Source organism: Stutzerimonas stutzeri (assembly GCF_024448715.1).
Classification (GTDB): domain Bacteria; phylum Pseudomonadota; class Gammaproteobacteria; order Pseudomonadales; family Pseudomonadaceae; genus Stutzerimonas; species Stutzerimonas stutzeri_AR.
Window position 1 is genome coordinate 144,571 of sequence record NZ_JAMOHZ010000004.1, and the last position, 25,546, is coordinate 170,116.

Annotated in this window: 23 protein-coding genes; 12 read left to right on the top strand and 11 right to left on the bottom strand. The window is 60.7% G+C overall.

All coding sequences use genetic code 11. From position 1 onward, the window contains the following. Positions 1-92 precede the first annotated feature (92 nt). The gene (locus NAV33_RS10235; protein ID WP_255979602.1) at positions 93-1,202 is read right to left on the bottom strand and encodes a TRAP transporter substrate-binding protein; all 1,110 of its coding nucleotides are present in this window, start codon (positions 1,200-1,202) and stop codon (positions 93-95) included. Positions 1,203-1,258: 56 nt separating this feature from the next. Then, positions 1,259-3,451 (bottom strand): DNA helicase II, encoded by a 2,193-nt coding sequence (uvrD, locus tag NAV33_RS10240; RefSeq protein WP_255979604.1) that lies wholly within the window; start codon positions 3,449-3,451, stop codon positions 1,259-1,261. Between the two features lie 263 nt (positions 3,452-3,714). On the opposite strand from uvrD, the gene NAV33_RS10245 reads away from it, so the two are divergent. Next, positions 3,715-6,561, top strand: coding sequence for a putative bifunctional diguanylate cyclase/phosphodiesterase (locus tag NAV33_RS10245; protein ID WP_255979606.1), 2,847 nt, complete (start codon positions 3,715-3,717; stop codon positions 6,559-6,561). Between the two features lie 917 nt (positions 6,562-7,478). On the opposite strand, the gene NAV33_RS10250 is transcribed toward NAV33_RS10245, so the two are convergent. Continuing rightward, complete coding sequence (locus tag NAV33_RS10250; RefSeq protein ID WP_255980254.1) at positions 7,479-7,886, bottom strand: hypothetical protein; 408 nt, start codon at positions 7,884-7,886, stop codon at positions 7,479-7,481. Here NAV33_RS10250 and NAV33_RS10255 point away from each other — a divergent pair. The 9 genes from NAV33_RS10255 (at position 7,782) to NAV33_RS10295 (ending at position 16,039) form a co-directional block, all read left to right on the top strand. Beyond that, positions 7,782-8,525 (top strand): methyl-accepting chemotaxis protein, encoded by a 744-nt coding sequence (locus NAV33_RS10255; protein ID WP_255980215.1) that lies wholly within the window; start codon positions 7,782-7,784, stop codon positions 8,523-8,525. The two genes, NAV33_RS10250 and NAV33_RS10255, sit on opposite strands and share 105 nt — an antisense overlap. A gap of 47 nt (positions 8,526-8,572) precedes the next feature. After that, the gene (locus NAV33_RS10260) at positions 8,573-8,941 is read left to right on the top strand and encodes a response regulator (protein ID WP_131649386.1); all 369 of its coding nucleotides are present in this window, start codon (positions 8,573-8,575) and stop codon (positions 8,939-8,941) included. 2 nt (positions 8,942-8,943) lie between these two features. After that, positions 8,944-9,273 carry an STAS domain-containing protein gene (locus tag NAV33_RS10265; RefSeq protein WP_255979608.1) on the top strand — a complete coding sequence of 110 codons (330 nt, stop codon included), beginning with the start codon at positions 8,944-8,946 and terminating at the stop codon, positions 9,271-9,273. Beyond that, positions 9,264-11,480, top strand: coding sequence for a chemotaxis protein CheA (locus NAV33_RS10270; protein WP_255980217.1), 2,217 nt, complete (start codon positions 9,264-9,266; stop codon positions 11,478-11,480). The genes NAV33_RS10265 and NAV33_RS10270 overlap by 10 nt, the downstream gene beginning before the upstream one ends. Before the next feature lie 2 nt (positions 11,481-11,482). Continuing rightward, positions 11,483-13,123 carry a methyl-accepting chemotaxis protein gene (locus NAV33_RS10275; protein WP_255979610.1) on the top strand — a complete coding sequence of 547 codons (1,641 nt, stop codon included), beginning with the start codon at positions 11,483-11,485 and terminating at the stop codon, positions 13,121-13,123. 9 nt (positions 13,124-13,132) lie between these two features. Next, positions 13,133-13,660, top strand: a complete 528-nt coding sequence (locus NAV33_RS10280; protein WP_255979612.1) for a chemotaxis protein CheW — start codon at positions 13,133-13,135, stop codon at positions 13,658-13,660. After that, positions 13,653-14,480 (top strand): CheR family methyltransferase, encoded by an 828-nt coding sequence (locus NAV33_RS10285; RefSeq protein ID WP_255979614.1) that lies wholly within the window; start codon positions 13,653-13,655, stop codon positions 14,478-14,480. The genes NAV33_RS10280 and NAV33_RS10285 overlap by 8 nt, the downstream gene beginning before the upstream one ends. A gap of 147 nt (positions 14,481-14,627) precedes the next feature. Next, a complete protein-coding gene (locus NAV33_RS10290) occupies positions 14,628-14,960 on the top strand; it encodes a chemotaxis protein CheD (RefSeq protein WP_255979616.1) in 333 nt (110 codons plus the stop codon). Between the two features lie 29 nt (positions 14,961-14,989). Beyond that, positions 14,990-16,039, top strand: a complete 1,050-nt coding sequence (locus NAV33_RS10295; protein ID WP_255979618.1) for a protein-glutamate methylesterase/protein-glutamine glutaminase — start codon at positions 14,990-14,992, stop codon at positions 16,037-16,039. 67 nt (positions 16,040-16,106) lie between these two features. Here NAV33_RS10295 and NAV33_RS10300 read toward each other — a convergent pair whose 3' ends face one another. The 6 genes from NAV33_RS10300 to zwf all read right to left on the bottom strand — a co-directional run bounded on the left by NAV33_RS10300 (position 16,107) and on the right by zwf (position 22,936). After that, positions 16,107-17,537 (bottom strand): aspartate kinase, encoded by a 1,431-nt coding sequence (locus NAV33_RS10300; RefSeq protein ID WP_255979620.1) that lies wholly within the window; start codon positions 17,535-17,537, stop codon positions 16,107-16,109. Positions 17,538-17,635: 98 nt separating this feature from the next. Beyond that, positions 17,636-18,544, bottom strand: coding sequence for an ectoine hydroxylase (thpD, locus tag NAV33_RS10305; RefSeq protein WP_255980219.1), 909 nt, complete (start codon positions 18,542-18,544; stop codon positions 17,636-17,638). Between the two features lie 77 nt (positions 18,545-18,621). Beyond that, positions 18,622-19,020: an ectoine synthase gene (locus NAV33_RS10310; RefSeq protein WP_255979622.1), complete on the bottom strand. Its 399-nt coding sequence runs from the start codon at positions 19,018-19,020 to the stop codon at positions 18,622-18,624. A gap of 11 nt (positions 19,021-19,031) precedes the next feature. Then, the gene (gene ectB, locus NAV33_RS10315) at positions 19,032-20,309 is read right to left on the bottom strand and encodes a diaminobutyrate--2-oxoglutarate transaminase (RefSeq protein ID WP_255979623.1); all 1,278 of its coding nucleotides are present in this window, start codon (positions 20,307-20,309) and stop codon (positions 19,032-19,034) included. After that, entirely contained in the window at positions 20,306-20,839 is a 534-nt protein-coding gene (gene ectA / locus NAV33_RS10320) for a diaminobutyrate acetyltransferase (RefSeq protein WP_255979625.1), read from the bottom strand. The genes ectB and ectA overlap by 4 nt, the downstream gene beginning before the upstream one ends. 654 nt (positions 20,840-21,493) lie before the next feature. Beyond that, positions 21,494-22,936: a glucose-6-phosphate dehydrogenase gene (gene zwf, locus NAV33_RS10325; RefSeq protein ID WP_255979627.1), complete on the bottom strand. Its 1,443-nt coding sequence runs from the start codon at positions 22,934-22,936 to the stop codon at positions 21,494-21,496. Positions 22,937-23,095: 159 nt separating this feature from the next. Between zwf and hexR the strand changes: the two genes are divergently transcribed. Both hexR and NAV33_RS10335 read left to right on the top strand, forming a co-directional pair. Further along, on the top strand, positions 23,096-23,962 hold the full coding sequence (gene hexR / locus NAV33_RS10330) for a transcriptional regulator HexR (protein ID WP_255979629.1): 867 nt from the start codon (positions 23,096-23,098) through the stop codon (positions 23,960-23,962). Between the two features lie 111 nt (positions 23,963-24,073). Continuing rightward, complete coding sequence (locus NAV33_RS10335; RefSeq protein WP_255979631.1) at positions 24,074-24,262, top strand: PA3496 family putative envelope integrity protein; 189 nt, start codon at positions 24,074-24,076, stop codon at positions 24,260-24,262. Positions 24,263-24,395: 133 nt separating this feature from the next. Here NAV33_RS10335 and NAV33_RS10340 read toward each other — a convergent pair whose 3' ends face one another. Both NAV33_RS10340 and NAV33_RS10345 read right to left on the bottom strand, forming a co-directional pair. Beyond that, positions 24,396-24,563 carry a GntR family transcriptional regulator gene (locus NAV33_RS10340; RefSeq protein ID WP_423836664.1) on the bottom strand — a complete coding sequence of 56 codons (168 nt, stop codon included), beginning with the start codon at positions 24,561-24,563 and terminating at the stop codon, positions 24,396-24,398. A 2-nt stretch (positions 24,564-24,565) separates the two neighbouring features. Further along, positions 24,566-25,513 (bottom strand): LysR family transcriptional regulator, encoded by a 948-nt coding sequence (locus NAV33_RS10345; RefSeq protein WP_272887306.1) that lies wholly within the window; start codon positions 25,511-25,513, stop codon positions 24,566-24,568. Positions 25,514-25,546 lie beyond the last annotated feature (33 nt).

The following is a 25,546-nucleotide window of genomic DNA, read 5'->3' on the forward strand; positions in this document are numbered from 1 at the left end:
GATCCGCGCGCGCCAGCTGCAGAGTGTTTCCGGCTTTTGCTTCGTTGCGCTTGCCGGCAAAGGGCCGGCAAGCTTCGGGAGGGTCCTCTGGCTCAGCGCCAGTTGTACAGCTCTTTCTCTGAGATCTCATGCATCGGTTTGACCTGGGCCTGGAACGCTTTCATCGAGGCCCAAATGCGGCCATTCAGCTCGCTCTGTGCAGCCAGTTCGCCGAGTACTACATCGGACTGCTCGTGCATGGCGGCCAGCACCTCATCGGGGAAACGCCTCAGCTGGGTGCCTTGCTGCTTGAGCTGATCGAGCGCCATGGCGTTGTTGTAGACGTAGTCGTCGATCATGTCGCGGCTGGCGGCGAGGGCGGCTTCGGTGAGGATCGCGCGCAGATCGTCCGGCAGGCTGTCGAGGGCCTTCTGATTGACCAGAAGTTCCAGCACGGCTTGGGGCTCCTGCCAGCCGGGGTAGTAGTAATACTTCGCTGCCTTGTGCAGGCCGAAGGCGAGATCGTTGTACGGGCTGACCCAGTCGGTAGCATCGATCGCACCGGTCTGCAGCGCAGTGAAGACCTCGCCACCCGGCATGTTGACGGTCGTTGCACCGAGCCGACTCAGCACTTCGCCACCCAGGCCGGGCGTGCGGATCTTCAAGCCTTGAAGGTCTTGCAGCGAGTTGATCTCCTTGTTGAACCAGCCGCCCATTTGCATGCCGGTGTTGCCCACAACCATGGGTTTGACGCCGTAGGGGGCGTAGGCTTCGTCCCAGAATTTCTGCCCGTCGCCGCGGGTCAGCCAGGCGTTCATTTCGCTGGTCGACAGACCGAACGGAACTGATGTGAAGAACTGTGCCGTGGGGACCTTGCCTTTCCAGTAGTACGCCGCACCGTGGCCGAGTTCGGCCGTGCCGCGCGAGACGGCGTCGAATACCTCCAGCGCCGGCACCAGTTCGCCAGCGGCATAAACCTTGATGGTCAGGCGACCGTCACTCATGGCGCTGACGCGGTCGGCCAGGCGCTGGGCGGCTGTGCCCAGGCCCGGATAGTTCTTCGGCCAGGCGGTGACCATCTTCCAGTCGTAGGTCTTGGGTGCTTCGCTGGCTGCGGCCTTCGGCTCAGCGGTGGGTTCGACTTTCTTCTCGTCGTTGCAGCCTGCGAGGCTGAGCGATGCAAGCAGGGCAGCGGCGGCACCAAACAAGTGACGGCGTTTCATGAGTGGCTATTTCCTTTGGCGAATTTTATTAGTATCGATACAGGTTGACGTATACGTCATAGCGCTTCGAGTTTGGCATAACTGAGCATCAACCACTTGCTCCCTTCATCCTCGAAGTTCACCTGCACACGGGCTTGAGCACCGGAGCCCTCGAAATTGAGGATGGTGCCCTCACCGAACAGTGAATGGCGGACGCGCTGACCGAGGTTGAACGGCGTTTCCGGCACGTTGGCGCCGTCGAATATCGAGCCGCCGCCCATACCGCGGCTGTTGAAGCTGCGACTGACGGTGTTGCTCAGGCGCACTTCGCTGACCAGCGCCGGCGGCAGTTCGCGAACGAAGCGCGAGATCTTGTTGTAGGTCTCGGTGCCGTATAACCGCCGGGTCTCAGCGTAGGTGATGATCAGCTGTTGCATGGCGCGAGTGATGCCTACGTAGGCCAGGCGGCGTTCTTCCTCGAGACGGCCGGATTCTTCCAGGCTCATCTTGTGCGGGAACAGGCCTTCTTCCATGCCGACCAGGAATACCAGCGGAAACTCCAGACCCTTCGCACTGTGCAGCGTCATCAGCTGCACGCTGTCTTCGTGATCGCCGGCCTGCTGCTCGCCAGCCTCCAGCGAGGCGTGGTCGAGGAAGGCGGCCAGTGGCGTCTGCTCGTCTTCTTCGCCTTCGCTGTAATTGTCGAAGGCGCGTGCGGCGGAGACCAGTTCCTCAAGGTTTTCCACCCTTGCTTGGGCTTTTTCGCCCTTCTCGTCGCGGTGATAGGCGAGCAGCCCGGATTGCTCGATGACCAGCTGCGCCATGTTGTGCAACTGCATGCCTTCGACTTTCAACGCCAGGGTGTCGATCAACTCGACGAAGGCGTTCAGCGCACTGGCCGCGCGGCCAGAAACCACCTTGGTACCGACTGCCTGATGCAGCGCCGCCCACATCGAAGTTTCCTGCTGGCGGGCCAGCTGACGCAGGCATTCCACGGTCTTCTCTCCGATGCCGCGCGCGGGCACGTTGATCACCCGCTCCAGCGCCGCGTCGTTGTCGCGAGTCTGGATCAGGCGCAGGTACGCCATGGCGTTCTTGATCTCGGCGCGCTCGAAGAAGCGTTGGCCGCCGTAGATACGATAGGGAATCCGCTCGCGTAGCAGCGCTTCTTCCAGCACCCGCGACTGGGCGTTGGAGCGGTAGAGAATGGCGATCTCGCTGCGTGCGAGGCCTTCCTTCTTGATCGCGCTCTCGATGCTTTCGACGACGTAGCGTGCTTCGTCGTGTTCGTTAAATGCGGCATAGAGACTGATCGGCTCGCCCTCGCAACCCTCGGTCCAGAGTTCCTTGCCGAGGCGGCCCTGGTTGTTGGCGATCAGGGCGTTGGCGGCCTTGAGGATGCAGGCGGTGGAGCGGTAGTTCTGTTCCAGGCGGATGGTTTCGGCGTCGCGGAAGTCTTCGCTGAACTGATGCAGGTTCTCAACCCGCGCGCCGCGCCAGCCGTAGATCGACTGGTCGTCGTCACCCACCACCATCAGGCTTTCGCCGCCCTTGGCGAGGAATCGCAGCCAGGCGTATTGCACGGCGTTGGTATCCTGGAACTCGTCGACCAGAATGTGGCGGAAGCGCCGCTGGTAGTGATCAAGCAGGCCTGGGTTGTCGCGCCACAAATCCAGCGCGCGCAGCAGCAGCTCGGAAAAGTCGATCACGCCGGCACGCGCACAGGCAGCCTCGTAGGCTTCATAGATGCTCAGCATGGTAGCCAGAAACAGATCGCCGCTGGCCTGGATATGCCGTGGACGCAGGCCCTCGTCCTTCTGCCCGTTGATCCACCATTGGGCCTGGCGCGCCGGCCAGCGCTGCTCGTCGAGGCCCAGTTCGCGGATTACCCGCTTGACCAGCCGTTGTTGGTCGTCGGAGTCGAGGATCTGAAAATTCTGCGCCAGCTTGGCTTCCTGCCAATGCGCGCGAAGCAGGCGGTGCGCCAAGCCGTGGAAGGTGCCGACCCACATGCCCTGCGGGTTGACCTGCATCAGCTGTTCGATACGCTGGCGCATCTCGGCGGCGGCCTTGTTGGTGAAGGTCACCGACAGAATCGAATGCAGCGAGGCGCGTTCCACTTGGTGTAGCCAGGCGATGCGGTGCACCAGCACGCGGGTTTTGCCCGAGCCGGCACCGGCAAGCACAAGTTGGCGACCCAGCGGCGCGGCCACGGCCTGGCGCTGAGCGTCGTTGAGAGAATTCAGGAGGAGGGAGAGATCGTCATGCATGAGCGCTATTCTATCCGCAAACCCGGATGGCTCGCTCGTACAACGGACGGGCGCCGATGCGGCATCGTCTCGAACGGGTTGCCGGTGGGTTTGAACATACCAGACGGATGCGCAGCGGGCTGACGGCTCTACACGGTGCTTTGTAACGCGGTTGCGCGGCCGTTCTCGTTCGTTGGTCGGAGCGGGCTGTTACCGAAGGCTAGCAGCGTGCCATCATCGACCGGTGCCAGAAGACGCCTTCCAGACCTAACAAGAACGCATCAATGATCAATTTCGCCCAGGCAACCCAATCGGCGCCATTGGCCAAGGAGGACCAAGCCGCTATTAACCTTGCGGAGATCGACCAACGGACCGAGCGTACGCGGTTGCTCTATCAGGGTTCCCAGATATCGCTGATATTGATGATTCTCGCCAGTCTGGTATTCGTCGCGCTTCTCTGGGGCAAGGCGCCAGTGCTGAATCTGGCGCTGTGGTCAGGTTGGACGCTGCTACTGACGCTGTTGCGGCTGCAACAGGCGAACTCATTCTGTAAGGCCGATACCGGGGATCAGCAGCGTCCGTATTGGCTCCGCGCGTTTGTGCTCGGCAACGCCGTCACGGCTATCACACTCGGCTATGCGATCGTCGCGCTAGTGCCTAGCGACGATTTCGTCCAGCAAACCCTGCTTTTCGGTGCGACCGGCTCAGTGATCGTCGCTGGCTGCGTGACCAGCGGCGTTTCGTTTCGCGCCTTCCTCGCGCTTGCCTTACCCAGTCTGTTACCGGCCGCGTTTGTGCTATTGAGCAGTGATCAGGCGCAGCAGCAGGGCTGGGGCGTGCTGACGGTGATCGTTCTGCTGACCCTCAGCATGATCGCCTGGCAGACCAATCGCCTGCTGACTGCAAGCCTGCAACAGCGTTTTCACAACCAGCAACTGATCAAGCGGCTGCAGAACATGCGCAGCGAGGCGGCCCTGTTGAACGGCGAACTGGCACGCGAAGTCGAGCAGCGGCGGCATGCTGAAGGCCAACTGCGCGAAGCTTTCGACGGGCTCGAGCAGCGAGTGGCCGAGCGCACCGTGGAGCTACGCGAAAGCGAGACGCGGCTGACCTTGGCGCTCGAAGCCAGCGAGCTGGGCCTATGGGACTGGGACCTAGAGCATGACGAGGTCCATCATTCACGCATGGAGGTAATTTTCGGTATCGGTAAGAACGGCCGGTTGCGCCTGATCGATCGGCAGCGGTCCGAAGTCCACCCGGACGACTTGCAGCGGGTGCGCATGGACGTGATCGCCCACCTCAAGGGCGAGACTGACCTCTATACGGTTCGTTATCGAGCGATACAGACCGACGGCTCCTACGTCTGGATCGAAGATCGCGGGCGCGTCATTCAGCGCGACGCCAGCGGGCGCGCGCTGCGGATGATCGGCACTCGTCGTGATATCAGCGAGACTCATCGGCAGGACGAGCAGCAGCGCCTGGCGGCGACGGTATTCGATGCGGCGGGTGAGGGCATGGCGATCCTGGATGCCGAGTTTCGCCTGCTGGCGGTCAACGACGCCTGCTGTGCGTTGTCAGGTTATACCCGCGAAGAGCTCATCGGGCATAGCGTGGCGCGGTTGGCCAGTTCCGAGGACAGCCGCCAGCAATACGCGTCGATTCGCGACGGTCTGTTGCGGGACGGGATCTGGCAGGGCGAGCTGGTCGAGACCCGCAAGAACGGCGAGGTCTACCCGCAATGGGCACAACTGCGTGTAGTCCGCGATCCCCAGGGCAACGTCAGCCACGTCGTGGCGTTCGTCTCCGACCTCAGCGTTCGGCGTCAGGTGGAGGAGCGCCTGCGCTACCTGACGCACTTCGACGAACTCACCGGGCTGGCCAATCGCAGCCTGCTCAAGACGCGCCTGCATATTGCCTGCGAACGGGCGCGCAACAGCAGCCGCGGGTTGGCGGTCCTCTATATCGACCTTGACCGCTTTAAGGTGCTGAACCAGAGCCTGGGACACGAGGCGGCCGATCAGTTGCTGCGCGAGATATCCCGTCGTCTGTCGCATACGTTTTCCAACGCCGACACCATTGCGCGCCTGTCCGGCGATGAGTTCGTGGTGGTGCTTGAGAGCTATGGCAGCCTGTCGACGCTGGCGCATAGCGGCAGCCGCCTGCTATCGCGCATCAGCAAGCCGGTGCTTGTCGATGGCCAGGAACTGGTGGTCAGTGCTTCCATCGGTGTGAGCCTGATGCCCGACAATGCGCGTGAAGCCACATCCCTGCTGCTGCAGGCGAACATGGCGATGCAGCATGCAAAACACCTGGGCGGTAGTACCTTGCAGTTCTTCACCGAGCGCTTGCAGGCCTCCAGCCTGGAAAATCTCAAGCTGGAAAACCAGCTGCGCCGGGCGCTTGAGGAGGGGCACCTGGAGGTCTTTTACCAGCCGCGGTTGAACATGGCGGATGGTCGCCTGGATGCCGCCGAGGCGTTGGTGCGCTGGCACCACCCGCAGCAGGGTTTGCTGGCGCCGGGTCAGTTCATTGCGTTGGCCGAAGAGACCGGACTGATCATCCCGCTGGGTGAGTTCGTGCTGCGTCAGGCTTGCTTGCAGGCGCGTCAGTGGCAGCAGGATGGGCTGGCGGCGATCCGGGTGTCGGTGAATCTGTCGGCGAAGCAGCTGCGCCAGGGTAACTTCGTCAGCCTGGTGCGTCAGGTGCTGGAAGAAACCGGGTTGCCAGCGGATATGCTCGAGCTGGAATTGACCGAGAGCCAGCTGCTCGACGACATCGATAATGCCATCAATATCAGTCATCAGCTGCGCGCGCTGGGCGTAAAACTGGCCATCGACGATTTCGGCACCGGTTACTCATCGCTCAGCTACCTGAAGCGCTTCCCGGTGGATTTCGTCAAGATCGACCGCTCGTTCATTTCTGAGCTGGACCAGGCCGGCGAAGACTCGGCGATCGTTCGGGCCATCATCGCCATGGTCCATAGCCTGGAGTTGAAGGTGGTGGCCGAAGGCGTCGAGACGCAGGCGCAGAGGGATTTCCTCCAAGCGCATCTGTGCGATGAGATACAGGGCTACCTGATCAGTCGTCCAGTGCCGGCCGAGGAATTCGTAAAGCTGTTCGCTAGCGAATAGCAAGGCTGACTACCTTGTAGGGTGCGCTTCAGTTTGTAGGGTGGGCTTTAGCCCACCAGCTACCGAAGCCGGCGAGCGCCAGCCCAGGCGAGGCGTTGATGAGGCTGTGCTTGCGAGCAAGCCTTGTAGGGTGGGCTTCAGCCCACCAGAGATGAGCCGGCTGACAACAGGCCAGGCGAGGCGTCGATAGGGCTGTGTTTGCGAGCAAGCGGTGGGCTGAAGCCCACCCTACCTACGCGGAACGCCGCCCGGCCCACCTTCCGCGGAGCGGTTCTTGGCGATTACTTCGCCCCGTCAGTCGATGGCGAACTACTGAGGCGATCACAAGCTGTTACGCCTGCACCAGGTGCGCTACGTCGATAATCTTTGGCGGGCTCGAGCCCAATCGCTTGGCCTATCTGGCGTGCAAGGCATGAGCCATGAGGCGCATCTGCAGATACAGCGACGTCGGTTATCCAACGAGAAGGGTGCAGGCCGGTCGCCCGAATGATGCGGCTACCGGTACGTTGGCTTGAAAAGCCTATCCGTTATCGCACTCACGCTGTGCTTCAGCTTATCTATCAATTCTGATGATCGGCGCGCCATAGAGTCAGACAAATGGCGCCAATATTTCTTAATGTTTTAGGCTGCATTGCCGCTAAGGGTTTTGGCGAGCTGCTTGGCTCGGTATTCACCCTCTCAGCAATCGAGGAATTATGACTGAGAAACTCGGGCGTCCCGCTCAGGGCAAGCCATATTCTTATCGCGCCAGCCAACTAGATGTGTCCCCGCCGTTTGGCTCGTTGAAGGCGAAAAGACCTATGTTGGCGAGTCGGGCCGGGTCCTGGCTGATATCTCCTTATGCGGGCGCATGCGTAGGCTCGGGCGTGCTGTTCGTTACCGCTCCTCTTGTCGTTGCCGCTCCTGTATCTGCCTTCCTAGGGTTGGTCGCAGTCGTGGCCGAGCGGAAAAAACACCGTGTCCAGCGCCTGCTCGCAAGTGCTGCGCAATCCCAGCAGCAAAGCATCGATGCGGTTCAGGACGCTTTGAATCGCTTGTACCGTCCAACTCTTTCGGGTTTCGCCGAGCGTCTGTTTCCAGTCTGGGAGCGGCAGATCGAGAATGCCCGCAGCCAAACCGAGGATTCGGTCGTTGAGCTCTCCGGGCAGTTTGCGCGGATGAGCGTCGAGCTTGACCAGGCCACGCAGCTCTTCTCCGGTATGGCAGTTGACGAGCGCGGCATGGGCGCGCTGTTCGAACGTAGCGAAGAGCGCTTGCTGAATGTAGTGCAAGCACTCAAAACCGCGCTGACCGAAAAGCAAGCGCAGCTCGAGCAGATCCAGCATCTGAACTCATTCATCGACGAGCTCAACAATATGGCCGGCGATGTAGCGGCTGTTGCGTCGCAAACCAACCTGCTGGCGCTCAACGCTTCGATCGAGGCGGCGCGCGCCGGTGAGCAAGGGCGGGGATTTGCGGTAGTGGCGACCGAAGTGCGCGAGCTGTCGCGCCGCTCCGGCGAGACCGGCAAAAACATCGGCGTCAAGATCGCCGCCATCAACGAGGCCATCCGCAGCACCTGCGATGCAGCCCTCGAAGCCGAAGCGCGCGACCAATCGGTGCAGCTTTCCGAGAGCGCCATCAGCCAGGTCCTGGAGGAGTTCCGCCACATGGCCGAAGGCCTTGCCAGCTCGGGTCAGCACCTGCAGGAAACCAACGCGCAAATTCAGGCCGGAGTGAGCCAGGCGCTGGTGGCCCTCCAGTTCCAGGACCGCACCAGCCAGATTCTGTGCCATGTGCGCGACAACATCGGCAGTGCCACGCATGCCCTTCGCACCCAGGCGGCTCCGGATATCGAGCCCAGCGCAGTGGATGTCGAGGCATTGCTCGCGGAGATCGAAAACTCCTACGCCATGGCGGACGAGCACAGCGCTCACAGTGGCAAGACCGCCGACGACGATACGGACGGCATTACGTTTTTCTAGGCATCCCAAGCGCAAGCTTGAATAACTGTTAATAAGGTGGAAGTGGCATGGCCAAGACAATACTCATCGTCGATGACTCGGCATCCATCAGGCAGGTCGTCGGGATCGCCTTGAAAGGCGCGGGTTATGACGTTATCGAAGCGACGGACGGACAGAACGCGCTCAACAAGCTCACCGGTCAACGGGTCCATTTGATTATTTCGGATGTGAACATGCCGGTAATGGACGGCATCACGTTCCTCAAGCAGGTCAAGACAAGGCCGGAATACAAGTTCACGCCCGTCATCATGCTCACCACCGAATCGGCCGAGGGCAAGAAGGCCCAAGGCCAAGCCGCGGGTGCCAAGGCTTGGGTGGTAAAACCCTTCCAGCCGCAGCAGATGCTCGCTGCGGTCTCCAAACTGATCATGCCCTGACCATGAGCTGCGAAATCAGCGTCATGGGTGAGGGGCGCTCGAGCCTCGCCGGTGAGCTCTGTGTGTTCCATGCCGCAGAGCTCAAGCCTCGGTTGCTTGCAATCGCCACGGCCGGCGTCGATCAGGAAATCGATCTCGCGCAGGTGAGCGAGGTGGATACCGCCGGTGTTCAGCTCCTGCTGCTCGCCAAACGTGAGGCGGCACGGGCGGGTGGTCGGCTGTTCTACGTCAATCACAGCGAAGCTGTGTTGGAGGCCCTGATGCTTCTCAACCTCGCGCCTGACTTCGGTGATCCGGTGTTCATGCCCGCAGAAAAAAGAGAATTCCGATGAACCTGGATGACGTTTTCAGTACGTTCCTCGCCGAGAGCCGTGAAATGCTCGAGGACATGGAGCGCTACCTGCTTGAAATCGAGGCCGGTGCTCAGGACTCGGAACAACTCAACGCGCTGTTTCGCTGCGTGCACACCATCAAAGGCTCGGCCGGGCTTTTCGCGCTCGATCACGTGGTGGCGTTCACCCACGTGGTGGAGAACGTGCTCGACCGACTGCGTGAAGGGGAGATCACGCTCGATCAGGATCTGGCGGCACTGCTGCTCAAGTCACGTGATCACATCGCGTCGCTCATCGACTGTGATGCCGACAGTGTCCCTCCCGCGTTGGCAGCCGAGGGCCATATCCTGCTGCTCACGCTCGCCGACTATCAGGAAGCGGACGCGCCTGTTCCTGCGGTGAATGACACGGCTGTCGCGGTCGCTTCAGCCCGAAGCGGCGGCGGCATTGACCTCTGGCATATCTCCGTGCGCTTCGGCCCAGACGTGCTGCGCCATGGCATGGATCCGATGGGGTTCATCCGCTATCTAGGCACACTCGGCGACATCGTCAGTGTCGCCACGCTAGCCGATGCGCTGCCATCCGCCGATGATATGGATGCCGAGAGCTGCTACCTGGGCTTCGAAATCGACCTCAGGGCCGATACCGATAAAGCTGCGATCGAGGCGGTGTTCGAGTTTGTGCGAGAGGACTGCCAGCTTCGTATTCTCCCGCCGGGCAGCGAGGCAGAGCGCTATATAACGCTGATCCAGCAGTTGCCGGAAAACGACGCCCGGCTCGGCGAGATACTTGTGGCGAGCGGCGCGCTGACCCGTGCCGAACTCGACGCGGGCTTGGCATGCCAGCAAGCGGCCGACGCTCCTGCCGAAGATGCTCCACGCATTGGCCAGGTGCTCGTGGAAAACGGCGCCGTATCGCCTGAGGTATTGAGCGTCGCACTGGGCAAGCAGCAACAGGCCCGTGAAACGCGGGCGCAGGCGAGCCAATACATTCGGGTGCAGGCGGACAAGCTGGATGCGTTGATCAACCTGGTCGGCGAACTCGTTATCGCCAGCGCTGCCGCCGGGCTTTGCGCCCAGCGCAACGGCGATACCCCCACTCAGGAAGCCGTGGCTGTGGTTACGGGCTTGGTCGAGGAGATTCGGGACGGCTCGCTGGAGCTTCGGATGGTGCCCATTGGCGAGACGTTCCAGCGCTTCCAGCGAGTGGTGCGGGATGTGTCCCAAGAGTTGGGCAAGGACATCCGGCTGGAAATCAGCGGCGCGGATACCGAGCTCGACAAGACCGTGGTGGAAAAGATCGCCGATCCGCTCATGCATCTGGTACGCAACGCCATGGACCACGGCATCGAGTCGGCCGACCGACGATCACTCTCGGGTAAGCCCAGCCAAGGAACTGTGCGGCTCAACGCCTATCACGAGGCCGGCAGCATCGTCATCGAAGTTGGCGACGATGGTGGCGGACTCAACCGTGGAAAGATTTTGGCCAAAGCGCTGGAGCGCGGCGTCATCCAGAGTACCGATGGCCTCACGGAAGCCGAGATCTTCCAGCTCATTTTCGAACCAGGCTTCTCCACAGCCGATGCGGTCACCAACCTTTCCGGCCGCGGCGTGGGCATGGATGTGGTGAAGCGCAACATCGAAGCGCTCCGGGGCACCGTGGATGTCGAGTCAGTGGAGGGTCGCGGCACGACGCTGCGCATCCGCCTGCCGCTGACCCTCGCCATCATCGATGGCTTTCTCATCGGAGTGGGCGATGCGAGCTATGTGGTGCCGCTCAAAAGCGTGGTCGAGTGCGTAGAGCTCACCGCAGAGCAACACAAGGAAACACGTCAGTGCAGCTTCATCAACCTGCGCGGCGAGGTGCTGCCCTTCATTCGCTTACGCGATTACTTCGATCTTGATGGGCAAGTTGGGCGCCGCGAGAACATCGTGGTGGTGAGTTATGGCGGCCACAAGGCGGGGCTGATCGTGGATGCGTTACTGGGTGAATACCAGACGGTAATCAAACCTCTCGGGCGGCTCTTCGCCAATTTAAGCGGTATTAGCGGCTCCACCATTCTAGGTAGTGGTGAGGTGGCGCTGATTCTCGATGTGCCCGCGCTTGTACAGCGGGCAGTGGAACAGGAAACCCGCTCGGCCCAGTTCGTGGGCGAACGGTACAAATCGGTCACTTCGGACAGTGCTGTCCGGTCATGGGGTAAATAAACGTGCTTAAGAATCTGAAAATCGGCATGAAAATGGGGCTGGGCTTCGGCTTGGTGATCACCTTGTTGATAACCATCATCGTCGTCGGGCTCAGCTCGCTCGGTTCGCTGAACAGCGGTCTCAGGACCGTGATCGACGACCGTTACCCCAAGACGGAAGTCGCCAACTCAATCAAGAACAACCTCAACGAATCGGCCCGCGCCATTCGTAACGTGCTGTTGCTCACTGGCAGTGACGTGGCAGAGGAGCTAGAACGGCTCAAACGGCAGCGGGTCCAGATCAAAGAGGACCTGGACGAGCTCCAGAAGAGTCTCGAAAGCGACGAAGGCCAGCGGTTATCCGCGGATATCGCGCAGGCGCGTGAAGCGTATGAAGCGGCCCAGGACGAGCTGCTTGGCTATGCCAATCAGGGCTTGAGGGATGCGGCGGTGAATGTACTAACCGGGTCCCTGCGGGCTACGCAGAACAGTTACTTCGGCGCTGTCGATGCACTGCTGGAATACCAGGCGGGCCAGATGGACGAGGCTGGCGAGGCGGCGGCCGAAAGCTATGCCAGCAGCTGGATGCTGATGATCATGCTGGGTGCCGGTGCTCTTTTGATTGCTGTGCTTTCCGCCTGGGTAGTCACCCGCAGCATCACCCGTCCGCTCAGGGTAGCGGTAGACGCGGCCGACCGCCTGGCCGAGGGCGACATGACGGTGAAACTCGATGCGACATCGAAGGACGAAACCGGCCAGCTGCTGCTTGCGATGCAGAGCATGGTCGACCGGCTGACCCAGACCATCGGTGAAGTCCGCTCCGCCGCTGACAGCCTGGCCTCCGCTTCTGAAGAAGTAAGTGCGACCAGCCAGGGTCTTTCGCAAGCATCCAGCGAACAGGCCGCCTCGGTCGAGGAAACGTCCGCCTCGATGGAGCAGATGACCGCCTCGATCCAGCAGAACACCGAAAACGCCAAAGTTACCGACGGTATCGCCACCAAGGCCTCGAAAGACGCCGTCGAAGGCGGCGAAGCAGTGGAGAAAACCGTGGCAGCGATGAGAAACATCGCCGCCAAGATCTCGATCATCGACGACATCGCCTACCAGACCAATCTGTTGGCGCTCAACGCGGCGATCGAAGCGGCGCGCGCCGGCGAGCACGGCAAGGGCTTTGCGGTGGTCGCCGCGGAAGTCCGTAAGCTGGCCGAGCGTTCGCAGGTGGCCGCGCGCGAGATCGGTGAAGTCGCCGGCTCGTCCGTGGAACTTGCAGAGAAGGCAGGCCAATTGCTGGGCACCATCGTGCCGTCGATCAAGAAAGCCGCTGATCTAGTGCAGGAAATTTCTGCCGGTTCTGAAGAGCAGTCCTCCGGCGTGGGCCAGATCAACGACGCCATGGAACAGCTCAACCAACTGACGCAGCAGAACGCGTCCTCTTCCGAAGAGCTTTCGGCGACCGCAGAGGAAATGAGTGCCCAGGCTGAGCAACTGCAGGATCTGATGAGCTTCTTCAAGCTGGAAAGCCAGGCGGCCTCCGGGTCCGCGAAGGCGGCTCGGGCCGCTGCGACCAAAAAGGGTTCCACTGGTTTGGTCAAAGCGAGCGCCAGCGCGCAAATGAAGAAAAAGCTCGTCGCTGAGCCGGACGAAGCCGAATTCGAGCGCTTCTAGGAGGAGGCTATGAGCGAATTGACTAAGGTCGAGCAGCCGCAGCGTGCAGCGGCTGCCGATCAGCAGTATCTGACCTTCCTGCTTGCCGACGAGATGTTCGCGGTGGGTATCCAGCGGGTGCGTGAAATCATCGAGTACGGCAATGTCACGACCGTACCGATGATGCCGCGCTTCGTCAGAGGCGTGATCAATCTGAGGGGCAGCGTGGTACCGGTGATTGATCTGTCCGCGCGCTTCGGCCGCGGAGTCAGCGATATCCATCGGCGCACCTGCGTCGTGATCGTTGAGATCGAGCACGAAGGGGCGCAGCAGGAGCTCGGGGTCGTGGTTGATGCAGTTTCGGAAGTGCTGGATATCCCCCAATCGGAAATCGAGCCGGCGCCGGCCTTCGGCGCCAGGATTCGGGCCGATTTCATCAGCGGCATGGGCAAGGTCAGCGGGCGGTTCGTGATTCTGCTCAATGTCGACAAGGTGCTCGCGGTCGAAGAGATGGCAGCGTTGTCGGACCTGGCCGACCGGGAGGGCGGCCGTGAGTGAGGCAGCCGTTGCGGGGCGTGGCCTTTTTTCCATCAGCGACTCGGAATTCCGGCTGTTCCAGCAATTGATGTTCAACGAGGCCGGGGTGACCTTGGCGCCTTCAAAAAAGGCACTGGTCAACGGCAGGCTGTCCAAGCGCCTCAAGGCGCATGATTGTCCGAGCTTCAGGGCTTATTACGATTTGCTGGGCCAGGATTCAGAAGAGTGGCAATGGGCGATCGACTTGCTGACCACCAACGAAACCTATTTCTTTCGCGAGCCCAAGCATTTTGATTACCTGCGCGAAAAGATCCTGCCAGCCCACGCGAGTGGGCGCACTTTTCGCGTCTGGAGCGCGGCCTGCTCGAGTGGCGAGGAGGCGTACAGCGTCGCGATGGTGTTGGCCGACGCGTTCGGTGGCGACGGCTGGTCGGTGATGGGTTCGGATCTCAATACGCATGTCCTGGCCAAGGCGCGTAGCGGTCACTACGGCATGGCGCGCACCGAAGGCATTCCGCGCGCGTCGCTGGAGCGGTACTGCCTCAAGGGCAAGGGAAGCCAGGTTGGAACCTTCCTTGTGGGAAGGGGTTTGCGGGAGCGCTTGGAGTTTCGCCAGATCAACCTGAATACGAGCCTTCCGAAACTCGAGCAGTTCGATGTGATATTCCTGCGCAACGTCATGATCTACTTTTCGCAGGAGACCAAGGCCCAGATCGTGCGCCGCGTTGTTGGTTTGCTCAAGCCCGGCGGCCACCTCTTCATTGGTCATTCTGAAAGCCTGAATGGCATCGCGGACGGGCTTGAGGCGGTGCGACCTTCGATCTACCGCAAGCCGACTTGATTTACGACTTTGGCAATTGACCTGTTCATCCATCCTGGCGAATACGAATTCGCTGATGAAAATTTTTGCATTCGCACGACGCTCGGCTCCTGCGTGTCCATCGTTCTATGGCATCGGGAGCGACGGTTCGGTGGGATGTGTCATTACATGCTGCCATACAGGAGGCGTCGAGCCGAGCAGACGCTTAGTGGCAAATATGCCGATGAGGCGCTTGAGCTGATGCTCCGAGAGGCAAAAAAGCTGGGCACCCGACCCGAGCAATACGAGGTCAAGCTATTTGGCGGTGGCGATATGTTTGCCAACTATAAACATCGAGAACGAACGGTAGCAGGCCGCAACATTGAAGCAATACGCAGCTTGATCGCGGCGCACGGACTGCATATCACTTCTGAGAGCTTGGGCGGGGTGGGTTATCGAAATGTCATTTTCGACATCGCCAGCGGCAACGTCTGGGTCCGTCACGTCAACGCGATGCGCTAATTAGCCCCGTCGCAACAAGGGATACAGCCGTGAGTAAAAAAATCAGTGTCTTCATCGTCGATGACTCGGCAGTGGTCCGCCAAGTGGTCGCCGCAGTGCTGGGGCAGGACCAGTCGATCGAAGTCATCGGCTCGGCATCCGATCCACTGTTCGCGCTGCAAAAAATGCAAACGCAGTGGCCGGACGTGATCCTTCTCGACGTCGAAATGCCACGCATGGACGGCATCACCTTCCTGAAGAAAATCATGAGCGAACGCCCCACGCCGGTGGTGATCTGCTCGACGCTGACTGAAAAGGGCGCGCAAACCAGTGTAGATGCGCTGGCTGCCGGCGCGGTGGAAATCATCACCAAGCCCAAGATTGGGCTGAAGGATTTTCTCAACGAGTCGTCCGCCGCCTTGATCCGTGCCGTCAAAGCGGCGGCGCGCGCGCGGGTGAGTTCGGCGCCGGTACGGGCGGCGGAGCTTGCCGTTGCAACTGCCCCTGTCGCTCAGCGAGCGATGGCCAAGACGACCGAGAGCGTTATCGCGCTGGGTACTTCGACCGGCGGCATCCAAGCGTTGCAGACCGTGCTGACGAGCCTGCCGGAGGATTGCCCTGGCATCGTGGTCGTTCAGCATATGCCGGAGAAATTCACAGCCGCTTTTGCCGACCGGCTCAACCGCCTTTGTCGCTGCGAGGTCAATGAGGCGGCTAACAGCGATCGGGTGCGGCCCGGCAGAGTGCTGATTGCGCCGGGCGGGCGCCATATGCAACTCAAGCGCAGTGGTGCTCAGTACCACGTGACCATCCAGGATGGCCCCCCGGTTAATCGGCACAAGCCTTCGGTCGATGTGTTGTTTCGCTCGGTAGCGCGGGAAGCGGGCAAGAATGCCATTGGCGTGATCATGACCGGCATGGGTGACGACGGTGCGCGAGGGCTTCTCGAAATGCGCGAAGCCGGCGCGCTGACGGCCGCGCAAGATGAGGCCAGCTGCGTGGTGTTCGGCATGCCGAAGGAAGCCATCGCCCGTGGCGCCGCCGCTCACATCATCGCCTTGTCACAGATCAGCCGCTTCATTCTTGGCCACGGTCACTGATTGAATGGCGCCCGGCGAGGAGGCCGGGCACCTCTTTGCCGGTGCGGGATTGGCAAAGCGAGTCGGGTTATGCCGCGGCAATCACATCGCCATGGTTTTCCGGCTCGATCAGCGCGCGATGCAGCGCGGCGACGGCGTCATCGTAGTCTTCCTCGTTGACCACACACTGCATCTCCACCTGGCGGATCGACTGGTGCACGGCCTGGATGCTGATGCCAGCGCCGGCCAGCGCGGCCACGGTCTTGGCGAGAATGCCCTTGACCTTGAGGTCGGAGCCGATCGCCGAAACGATGGCGACGTTGTGCACGGTCACTTCCGCGGCCGGATACTTTTCCTCGATCAGCCGCGCGGCGCGGTTGATCAGCTTGCGCGAGCCGGAAGCATAGTAAGTGATGCTGTTGGCGTCGGAGTCCTTGTTGACGACATAGAGGCGCAGCTGCTTGAGCAGTTTGCTGATCTCAATGTCGTAGCCGACGTCGCCGAGCATGTCCTGGTCGAACACCTCGATGCCGAAGACGTCCTTGCGCCCGGCGATGATCTCGACGCAGGGCCGCTCGCTCTTGTAGTCCTGGCTGATGAGCGTGCCGGCGTGGTCCGGCTCGAAGGCGTTCTTGATGCGCAGCTCGATGCCGGCGCGACGCAGCGTTTTGGCCGCGCGCGGATGGATCGCTTCCATGCCCAGGTTCGACAGCTGGTCGGCCACGTCATAGTTGGTGCGGCCAATGGTGACCACCTTATCGGCACCGACCAGATTCGGATCGGCACTGGAGAGGTGAAACTCCTTATGGATGATCGCCTCGCGGGCGCCGGTTGCAGCAGCAATCTGGGCAAAAGTGATCTCGCTGTAGCCGCGGTCGAAGGTATTCATCAGGCCTTCGCTGCAGTGCGTATAACCGGTGGCGACCACCAGCTCGCGGCTTAGATCCACCTCGGCGAAGCTGTGGCGGACCATTTCCTCGAAGGGCAGCGGTGCGTCGCGGTGCCAGCCGGTGAGGTCGACCATCTTAGCGTTGACGCCACGGTGCTTGAGCGCCAATACCGAGTTGAACGCGCTGTGTGCTTCGCCGAGGGAGGCGAGCATTTCGCGAACCTTCATCAGGTGCTCGTCGAGCTGGAAATGACCATAGGCGCAGAGGCGCTGCAGGCTGCTCATGCACTCGCGCGCGTCGTCGATGCGCGAGTTGATGAACTGGTTGGCGGCGCGCAGCTCGAACTCGCTGGCGAACAGTTCGGCATTCTTGCTGACCATGCGCGTACGGACGGTTTCCAGCGCGTCGAGCCAGGCGCCTTCATTGCGGGCGTCGGCGAAGCGCTGGTAGACGCCGGGCTCACCGGTCTTCTTGTGTTCCAGCAGCAGGTTGGTCATGCCGCTGTAGGCCGACACGACGAAGACGCGCTGATAAAGCGCATCGCCTTCGCGTTGGCCGATGAAGATGTTGTTCAGCAATTCTTCGAAGCGGCTCATGGATGTGCCGCCGATCTTTTCTACGGTATGCATCGATTCAACTTCCCGTCTTGGGGGTGAATTTTCATCCCTGGGCCGCCATCTGGCCGCCAACAAAGATCAGGCCCGGTAGTCGGGCCTGATCGGGTACGTCAGAGATACTTCTGTTTCTGGAGCTGCAACGGCTCGAAACGCTCGCGTTCGGCGACAAACGCCGGGCGGGGCGAAAGCCCACAGAACGGGGCCTGCGCGGCATTATCTACACTGTTGTAGACATAGAACAGATTGCTGCGTGCGCTGGGCGTGATGTTGCTGTTCGAACCGTGAATCGTGTTGCAGTCGAAGAACACTACGCTGCCTGCCGGGCCGGTGGCCGTGTCGATTCCGTAACGATCGGCTAGCTCGGTGAGGCTGTCGTGATCCGGCACGCCCAACTCCTGCTTGCGCAGGGATTTCTCGTAGTGGTTCTCCGGCGTCGCGCCGACGCAACGGATGAAATGCTTGTGCGAACCAGGGACCAGCATCAGCGGGCCGTTGTGCGGCTTGTTGTCGGTGAGCAGGATCGAGCAACTCAAGGTGCGCATGCGAGGCAGCCCGTCTTCGACGTGCCAGGTCTCGAAATCCGAGTGCCAGTAGAACTCTTTGCCGGTAAAGCCGGGCTTGAAGTTCATCCGCGACTGATGCACATAGATGTCCCCGCCGAGGATGAAGCGGGCGATGCCTGCGGTCCTTTCGTCCGCAGCGATGCGGGCGAACAGGTCGTTGTCCTTGTGGATGGCGAACACCGAGCGGATCGCGCCGCTGTCGGGTTCCTTGATGGTCTTACCGGACTCGGCGACGGCCGGGTCCTGGCGCATACGTTCGAGCTCGTCGCGAAACAGCGCGACTTCCTCGGCACTGAAGAGGTTGGGGATGACCAGATAACCGTCGCGCTCGAAGCGCTCGATCAGGTCCGGTGCGATCGGAGCTTTGGCTAGATCGGTGTGGTAGACAACCGGATCCAGACGCTCCTGCCAGCTGGGTTCGTCGTGCTGGCGCGAAGGGTACAGGTCGGCTTGCACGGGGTTCACGTTAGGGTCTCCTTTCAATTCCTCTGCAATGCAGGGCGAGTGCAACCCGCCCTGCGTTCTCGCTCAGATCAAGCGACTGTTTCAGCCTCCAGCGGGTAGACGCCGCTTTCGTCGTGCACTTCCTTGCCGTTGAGCGGCGGGTTGAAGACGCAGGCCATCTTCATGTCCTCCGTGCCGCCGCGCAGCAGGTGCTCGTCGTGCTTGTCGAGGATGTACAGGGTGCCGGGCTCGATCTTGTAGATCTTGCCGTCGGCAATGGTCTCGACCTCGCCGTTGCCGCTGATGCAATACACCGACTCCAGATGATTCTGGTAGTGGATATGCGTCTCGGTGTTGGCGTAGATGGTGGTGATGTGGAACGAGAAACCCATCTTGTCGTCCTTGAGCAACAGGCGGGTGCTGTCCCAGGTCTCTGTCTTGATCTTGCGGTTGGATTGCTCGCATTCAGCCAGGGTACGTACGATCATTTTTCAAATCCTCACGAAGCTGCTTGATTGGTGTCCTGATCGGACATCACGGCGGCAAAGGCCTTGTCCAGGATGCTCATGGCCTTGTCGATCTGCTCTTCGCTGATGATCAGCGGGCAGAGACACTTGACCACTTCGCTGTGGGCGCCGCTGGTTTCGATGACCAGGCCGTTTTCGAAGGCGTGGCGGCAAATGGCGGCCGCGGTGTCGCCATCGGGGCAGCTGATGCCGATCATCATTCCGCGGCCTTTGACGAACAGCGAGTCTGGGCCGTAGCGGCGGACGATCTTGTTCATACCGTCGGCGATGCGCTTGCCCTTGGCTTTGACGCTGTTGGCGAACTCGTCATTGCTCCAGAAGTGCTCGATGGCGGCGGCGGCAGTGACGAAGGCGTGGTTGTTGCCGCGGAAGGTGCCGTTGTGCTCGCCCGGCTTCCACTGGTCCAGCTCTTTGCGCAGCAGCACCATGGCGAACGGCAGACCGTAGCCCGACAGCGACTTGGACAGGGTGATCATGTCCGGCTTGATGCCCATCTCTTCGAAGCTGAAGAAGCTGCCGGTACGACCGCAGCCAGCCTGGATATCGTCGATGATCAGTAGCATTTCGTGCTTGCGGCAGAGTTTTTCCAGCTTGCGGACCCACTCGGCCGACGCCGCGTTCAGACCGCCTTCACCCTGGACCACTTCGACGATTACCGCTGCTGGCTTGTCGACGCCACTGGACGGGTCGGTCAGCAACTTGTCCATCATTGCGATGGTGTTGACCTTGTCGCCGAAATAATTGGCGTAGGGCATGCGGCTGACATCGGTCAGCGGTACGCCGGCAGCACCGCGGTGGTGCTTGTTACCGGTCGCTGCCAGGGCGCCGATGCTGCAGCCGTGGAAGCCATTGGTGAAGCTGATGATGTTGTTGCGGCCCGTCACCTTGCGCGCCAGCTTCAGCGCGGCTTCCACCGCGTTGGTGCCGGTCGGGCCGGTGAACTGCATGACGTAGTCCATGTTGCGCGGCTTGAGAATCAGCCGATCGAAGGTGGAGAGGAAGTTCTCCTTCGCCTCGGAATACATGTCCAGGCCATGGGTGATTCCGTCGGCGGTGATGTAGTCGAGCAGCGCCTGCTTGAGCACCGGATGGTTGTGGCCGTAGTTGAGCGTGCCGGCACCGGCGAGGAAGTCGATGTAGTGCTTGCCTTCGCGGGTGATCAATTCAGCGCCACGAGCCTGCTTGAAGACCACTGGAAAGGAGCGGCAGTAGCTGCGAACGCCAGATTCGTGCAGTTCGAAAGTTTTCATGCGTTTTCCTCAAGTTCTTCTTCTGAATTAGGTGCAGCGAACGGGCCGGCGCGGTAAAGCACTTCGTCTTCGTGCTTGCCGGCGAAATGTTCGGCGCGAGCGAACAAGGTGCGGGTGCTGTAGTCGACCTCGAGCTTGGCGAAGGCCTTCTTGAATAGCGCCTGTGATGCTCCGTTGTCCGGCGAGATGGTGGTTTCCAGGTAACGCACGCCCTGTTCTCTGGCGGCCCGTGTGATCAGGGCCATCAGCATGCGCAGAGCCAGACCCTGGCCGCGCATCGAGGCGTCTACCGCGACCTGCCAAACGAACAGAGCGTCCGGGCGGGAAGGCGGGCAGTAACCGGAAATGAAACCTACCAAATGGCCATCCGCATCGACGGCGGCAATGGAGGTATCGGCGAAATCGGAACATTGCAGAAGGTTGCAATACACCGAATTGGTATCCAGAGGTTGGCAGCGCGCTACCAGCTCATGGAGGGGATAACCGTCGCCGTCGGTTGGGCGACGGAGCGTTACGGTAGGAACACTCAAAACAAGTCCTTTGGGGTTGTTGATTGAAATCCTTTATTAGAATAAACACATCGAAAAATAATTCTCAACCCAAGTCGCCGATCATAGGCAGTGATTCGCCGCTGATATCCCCGAAGTTCGCCGTTTATCGTGAGAGTTGAACTATCTCGTCATGCGCTGAATCTCGCCGTGATTTCGACTACATATCCATCCCAGTCTCGACGGGATCAAGAGCCAAGTAATTAGCGCAGTGAAACAGGTGGATTCGAACCCATTCGAAGAGCAGCTGGAAGCGGCCATAAATAGGTAAACCCTGATGGAATGGGGCTTCTGGCAGGTTTTGAGTTCACCGGTTCGGCGGCGGATCGCAGCCCGTCTCGCTGCCAGTTGAAGTAACGGAAGTTACGTCTGAAATACGCGCTAATGGAGCGGCAGAACTAACGGCTTCTGTGGCCGATATCGTCGGCAGATATAGGCAATCCGTTTCGTGGAGATAGCGACTTCATGCCAGTCGGTGAAATTTTTATGGCAGGGCAATTGAGCTGCGATGTTGTGAAGTTCGTCGATTAGTTGTTGGGCGCCCGATGCGTTAGTTGGATCTACTTGGTACGAGCCGCTCTAGCTCGGTCACAAGGAATCCGCCTCGGGCGCCGCGATTGGCTGCATGCGGATGGCTCAGCGCCACCACTGGCGACCTTGATGTTCGATCAGCTGACGTGCCTGTTCCGGGCCATCGGTTCCGGCCGGATAAGGTCGTGGTTTGCGGTAATGGCTCTGCCAGCCGCGCAGGATCGGGTCGACCCAGTTCCAGGCCGCCTCTACCTCGTCGCGGCGCATGAACAGCGTCGAATCGCCTTCGATTACGTCCAGCAGCAGCCGCTCGTAGGCCTCCCAGCGGCGCGTACGATTGAATGCGTGTGCCAGGTTCAGGTCCAGCTCCACAGACTCCAGCTGCATGCCCTTGCCGGGTGCCTTGGCCATCAACTGCAAGCTGATACTCTCTTCCGGTTGCAGGCTTATCACCAGGCGATTGGTTTCGCCCTTCTGGAACAGCATGTGCGGCACCGACTTGAAGTAGATGATGATCTCCGAGCGTTTCTTCGCCATGCGTTTGCCGGTGCGTAGGTAAAAGGGCACACCGGCCCAGCGCCAGTTATCGATTTCGGCCTTCACCGCAACGAAGGTTTCGGTGTCGCTGTCATTGTCGACGTCGTTCTCGAAGTAATACGCCTGTACATCATGGCCGCCAATCTGCCCGGCGCCGTACTGGCCGCGCACGGTCTTGTCCTGTACGTCGTTGCCGGTGATCGGCTTGAGCGCCTCCAGCACTTTGACCTTCTCGCCGCGCACCGACTTGGCATCGAAGCGCACCGGTGCCTCCATCGCCACCAGGCAGAGCAGCTGCAACAGATGATTCTGCAGCATGTCGCGCATGGCGCCGGCGTGGTCGTAGTAGCTGCCGCGATTCTCCACACCGAGCGTCTCGGCGACGGTGATCTGCACGTGGTCGATATGGCTGCTGCGCCAGATCGGTTCGAACAGTGCGTTAGCGAAGCGCAGCGCCATGAGGTTCTGCACGGTTTCCTTGCCCAGGTAATGGTCGATCCGATAGATCCGAGACTCGGGGAATATCGCGCCTATCGCTTCGTTGATCTCCAGCGCCGAATCCAGCGAATGGCCGATGGGCTTTTCCAACACGATGCGTGCGTTCTCGCCGGCGAGTCCTGCGCTTTCCAGGTTCGAGGCGATGGGTTCGAACAGATTGGGTGCGGTTGCCAGGTAATGCACCCGCACGCGTCCTTCAGCCTGGCCGAGGTGGTGCGCCAAACGGACAAATTCGCCGCGCTGGACCGCATCCATGGCGAAGTAATCGAGACGCTGGCTGAACGCCTGCCAGACGGTAGCTTCGAAATCGCTTCGTGCGACTTCGGCACGGCAGTGGCGCTCGACCAAGGTCAGGTAGGCATTGCGATCGATATCCTGACGAGCGAGGGCGAGGATGCGAACGTCTTCGTGCAGTCGGCCTTCGCGGTGCAGGTGATACAGCGCGGGGATGAGTTTGCGTAGCGCCAGATCGCCGGTACCGCCAAATACCAGCATGTCGCAGGAAATGGACACAGCGTCACTCCTAGAAGGTGAACAGACTCAAAGGTGGGCGATGCGGCGAGCCATGTAGTATAACTACAAGCCCACTACAGCCAGCCGGCAAGACGGATGCGAGCGCACCCGCAGCGTTCGACCACTCTTGCCAGCTATTGATCATAGCGAGTCCGGAACGTGAACCTGCTGCAACACATCGCTCAATCGAGAAGTTCGCTACGCAAGTCGGAGCTAAAAGTCGCCGACCATGTGCTCCTCGATCCAGCTGCCGTGATGCACAGCTCCATGGCCGACCTGGCCCACGTAGTTGGTGTCAGCGAGCCGACTATCGTGCGCTTCTGTCGCGCCATTGGTTGCCTGGGGTTTCAGGATCTCAAACTGAAGCTGGCGCAGAGTCTCGCCGCCGGTGCCAGCTTCGGCCAGTTCGCCATCAGCGAAAATGATTCGATCACCGATTTCGCGCTGAAAATCTTCGACACGACCCTGCATACCCTGATGGAAGTGCGCGAACGGCTGGACTCGGATGCCCTGGAGCGCGCCGTCGCGGCGATGGCCAAGGCCGAGCGGGTGGAGTTTTATGGATTCGGTGCATCCGGCGCGGTGGCGACCGACGCACAGCACAAGTTCTTCCGTCTGCTACTCAGCGCGGCGGCCTATTCCGATCCGCACATGCAGGCGATGTCGGCGGTCACGCTGAAACCTACCGACGTGGCGATCTGCATTTCCCAGTCGGGCCGCTCCAAGGATCTGCTGATAACCGCCAACGTGGTGCGCGAATCGGGCGCTACGCTGATCACGCTATGCCCAAGCCAGACACCGCTGGCGGAACTCGCGACTATCAACCTGGCCATCGACGTCCAGGAAGATACTGAAATCTACACCCCGTTGACCTCGCGTATCGCCCATCTGGTGGTGATCGACGTGCTGGCGATGGGCGTCGCCATGGCGCGTGGGCCGAGTCTGGTAAATCACCTCAAAAGCGTTAAGCGCAGCCTGCGCAGCTTGCGTCTGTCACCCAAATCGGTGAAACCTCACGAAGATTGAGCGCCTTCGCTGCGCCACGTTGATCGTCATCGCAGCGTCATCAGCCTGACGCCATAGCGTCACCCAGAGCGTCGATGCTGAACCTCCCAGTACCTTTCTCGGGAGAACAGCATGGCCCAGCACAACTACGTCAATCTCGATGCCCGTGCCCGCCGCAAACAGCAGGACGAGCGCCGCATGTACTTCCGCCGCGCGATCGAGAGTTATGACGAGCAACGGCAATTGCATGCGCAACTGATGGAGTTCCCTGACCTTATGGTGGCCAGCCCGCTACTGCCGTCCTCGGCTGAGTGTCGCTAACGGCCGCGCACCGGTTTGATCAACACCGCGCCCTGCAACGGCTCATGCGGATTGTTTCAATAGCGCCACGAGGTCGGCATGCAGCGCATCGGATTGTCCACGCCGTCGTGCAGCGTCCGCTCACGCTGAGCCCTTATGGCCACCGAACGCCAGCATGGCGCCGTTGAGCGCCTGCTGTGGCTTCCAGGCGCTTGAGTGCCTCGCATACCGGGATCTCGCTGACGTTGAACAGGCGTGCCATATCGTCTTGGCGCACCGGCTCGCTTTCCGCGAACTGACCGCTGATGATCGCCTCACGCACGTTCAGGGCTGGCCGGCCCCGCTGAATTGACGCTCCAAGTCATTGATGCGTTGCCGCTCGCTACGGGTGAAAGCGAAGAAGGTCTGCGCCACGGGAGACAGGTATTTGCCACGAGGATGCACCAGGCACCAACTGCGCATCAGCGGCAGTTCTTCGACCGCGAGCTCGTGAAGTGCGCCGCTTTCCAACTCGCGCAGCACGGCATGTCGGGGTAGCAGTGCCAGCCCCAGACCGGCAAGCACGCCTTCGCGCTGGGCTTCCAGCGAACCCAGCTCCATGGTCTGCGGGAAGTGCGCGCGCTTCTGGTCGCAATACTGTTCGGCAGCGCGCCGAGTACCTGAGCCAGGCTCGCGTATCAGTAGTGGCCACGCGGTAAGGTCCTGCAGGCATAGCTGTTGCCTCTGGCACAGCGGATGACTGGGCGGGGCGACGGCGATGATTGCGTTATCCAGAAAAGGCAGAAACTCCAGGTCCATATCCGCTGGCACCTGGGAGATCAGTAGCAGGTCGTCGCGATTGGCGTTAAGGCGTTGGATCGCCTGGGCATGGTTGACCACCACCAGCTGCAGGCTCACTTCAGGGTGCAGTTCGCGAAACGAAGCGAACAAGTGTGAAACGAAGTATTTTGCACTCGATTCGACCGCCAGTTTCAGTTGACCCTGTAGTGAGCCCTGCAGCGTGGACAGCTGCATGTCGAGGCTTTCCAATCTGCCGAATATGTCCTCGCTGGTGCGTTTGAGTGCCTCGGCTGCGTCGGTGAGATAGAGCTTTTTGCCGGTGTACTCGAACAACGGCTGGCCAAGCAATTCTTCCAACTGGCGGATCTGCAGGCTGACAGCTGGCTGCGTCAGCGCCATCTCCTCGGCGGCACGACTGTATGAGTGGTTGTCGCAGACCGCCCGAAACACGCGGAGTTGGCGCAGTGTCATGCGCATCAGGGACTTTCTCATAAGGACTCCGACGGATTGGCACGGCGCTTACGG